General features: G+C 39.5%; 2 protein-coding genes. Both read right to left on the bottom strand.

Going from position 1 to position 2,026, the window contains the following annotated elements; genetic code table 11:
- The coding region (locus ACLTU0_RS11780) for a DNA topoisomerase (RefSeq protein WP_412322632.1) at positions 1-909 on the bottom strand (909 nt) is incomplete at its 3' end.
- A gap of 16 nt (positions 910-925) precedes the next feature.
- Positions 926-2,026, bottom strand: a 1,101-nt coding sequence (gene dprA, locus ACLTU0_RS11775; protein WP_412322631.1) for a DNA-processing protein DprA, incomplete at its 5' end; no start/stop codon positions are given.

Raw genomic sequence — 2,026 nt, 5'->3', positions numbered from 1 at the left:
CATATACGTTATAAGACCTATTGTTCCTATCTTTCCGCCGAGGTTAATACCTTCGTAAAGAGTTTGTGCAATCTGCATTGTTTTTGCCGCTTGGAAATTATACTTTCTTGACGCGTCCTGCTGCAGAGTACTTGTCGTAAACGGCGGTTGAGGATTACGCTTTTGCTGACCTCTTTTAACCTTTTCTATAACAAAATCGGCATTTGCTATTGCGTCCGAAACTTTCTTTGTTTCTTCGGCATTGTTTAGCTTTACTTCTTTGCCCTTTTCACCGTAATATTTTGCATTAAAATCCTTTTTACTTTTCGGATCATTCAAAACCGTTTCGATTGACCAATATTCCTGAGGAGTAAAGTTTTCGATTTCTTCTTCCCTGTCACATATAAGCTTTGTCGCAACAGACTGTACACGACCGGCACTAAGTCCTCTTTTAACCTTTTCCCAAAGAATAGGACTGATTGTATAACCCACAATTCTGTCAAGCACACGTCTTGCCTGTTGTGCGTCAACAAGGTCCATATCAATCTTTCTCGGCTGTTTTATTGCCGCCTTAACGGCTGTTTTTGTAATTTCGTTAAACGTTACACGGCAATTTGACTCAGGGTCTATTTTAAGTGCCTCCGCCAAATGCCAGCTTATTGCCTCACCCTCGCGGTCCGGGTCAGTTGCGAGATAAACTACATCTGCTTTTTTAGCCTCTTTTTTCAGTTGTGTAAGCAGCTGTCCTTTACCGCGTATTGTTATATATTTCGGTGTGTAATCATTTTCAAAGTCTATACCCATTTGACTTTTCGGAAGGTCGATTATATGCCCCATAGACGCCATAACTGTATAGTCCTTGCCAAGATATTTTTTTATTGTCCCCGCTTTCGCCGGTGACTCCACTATTAACAGCTTTTTCGTTGCCATATAATTTCCTCCGTATCTATAATTTCAGTTGATATTTACTTCCGGGAAGTTTCTTAACCAATCCCTTGACTTCAAGCATTATAAGCTTTGTATTTATTTCGCTTACGTTTCTTTTCAGTTCCCTTGAAAGTTCATCTATCTGCATATCGCTTTTCTTTAATATATCTATTATCTGTTTTTCAAATTCATTTAGTTTGCTGTATTTACTGTCATCAACAGTTTTTTGTATCGGCTCACTTTTTACCTTTTTAGGTATAACTTTTTCGGCATACGGATATTCGCTTATTATATCCGCTGCGCCGTTTATCAGTTTTGCACCCTGTTGAATGATTTTGTTCGTTCCCAAGGAATTTGTATCTGTAATATTTCTCGGTACCGCAAATACATCTCTGTCATTTTCAAGTGCATATTTTGCTGTTATAAGCGCACCGCTCTTTTCCGGTGCTTCCGTTACGAGTATTCCGCGTGACAGTCCCGCTATAATTCTGTTCCTTGCAGGAAAATGATTTCTTACAGGCGGTGTACCGGGTGCGTATTCTGATATTATACAACCTTTTTCGGTAATTGCTTTGACAAGTTCAACATTTTCCGACGGATACACTATATCAAGTCCGTTGCCGACAACACCGACTGCCACTCCGCCGACATCCAGTGTTGCCCACGCACCGACCGTATCAATACCTCTTGCCAGTCCGCCGATAGTCACCGCACCGTATTGTGCCAATTCGCGACATATCCTATCCGTCACAACACGTCCGTATTCCGACGAATTTCGTGTACCCACAACGCCTATTGTAAGCACCTTATCAAGCTCCAACACCTTGCCCTGTACATACAAGACATACGGCGGACTTGATATATTCTTTAATATTTGCGGATAGCTTTCACTGTCGTAAACCAATATTTTCTGATTTAATTTTGCGGTTTGTTCAAGTATTTTTTCTGCTTTGGATAAATCCTTGTCTGCAAGACTTGATTTTATTTTGTCACTCAAACCGTATATATTATTGAAGTTTTTTGAAAAATATATTTCTTCAACAGTTTTAAAATACTCTAAAAGTACTTTAATTTTTGATGGCGTAACACCGTATTTAGTTGTAAGCCATAACCAATAAAG

It is taken from the genome of Hominilimicola sp., from assembly GCF_046972485.1.
Lineage (GTDB): Bacteria > Bacillota > Clostridia > UBA1381 > UBA1381 > Hominilimicola > Hominilimicola fabiformis.
The sequence above is the reverse complement of the archived record's forward strand: the minus strand, read 5'-3'. Positions and strand labels throughout refer to the sequence as shown.